This window comes from Ralstonia sp. TCR112, from assembly GCF_007997035.1.
Lineage (GTDB): Bacteria > Pseudomonadota > Gammaproteobacteria > Burkholderiales > Burkholderiaceae > Ralstonia > Ralstonia edaphi.
Window position 1 is genome coordinate 1 of sequence record NZ_VOSS01000152.1, and the last position, 704, is coordinate 704.

At 62.4% G+C, this 704-nt stretch carries 1 protein-coding gene; it reads left to right on the forward strand.

What is annotated here, in order from left to right; all coding sequences use genetic code 11:
- Nucleotides 1-704 (forward strand): phospholipase A (locus FUT88_RS24665; protein WP_186829375.1); only part of this gene is annotated, 704 nt, incomplete at both ends.

Here is a 704-nt window from a genome sequence, read left to right on the forward strand (position 1 = left end):
AGCGCAACGGCTGCACCGCCCACCCCTGTGGCGGTGGCGGGCAGTGGTGAAGCATTCCGTCCGCCAGAAGACACCGCTCGCCTGACGTTCCACGAGCCCATGTTCGCCGCCATCGGGGCACACGAAGGGCTGAACGCCAAGTTCCAACTGAGCTTCAAGTTCCGGATTTTTCAGCCGGAGAATCCGGCATCGGCAGCGCTGCTCGATAACGTGTATTTCGGTTACACGCAGTTCTCGCTGTGGGATCTGGGCAAGGAATCCGCGCCGTTCCGCGATACGAATTACCGGCCCAGCATCTTCTATTACCGCCCCGACACGGGCATCCACGGCGGCGCGCTCACCCGGCTGTCGTTCGCGGGCGGCATCGAGCACGAATCGAACGGCCGCGACGGCGATGCCTCACGCGCCATCAACACCGTCTTCGTACGCCCCACGTTCCACTTTGGTGACCTGAACGACTACCACTGGAAGTTCGAGCCGAAGCTCTACGCCTACCTCACGCGCACAGGCAACACCGATATCGCGCACTACCGCGGCTTTGGGGATTTCCGCGTGTCGTACGGCGCGCCCAACGGCTGGGAATTGGCCGCCACGCTGCGCAAAGGCACTCGCAAGGCCTACGGCAGCGTCGACGCGCAATTGACGTATCCGATGAGCCGGATATTCACTGGCACGGCGGGCTATCTGTTCATCCAGTATTTCAC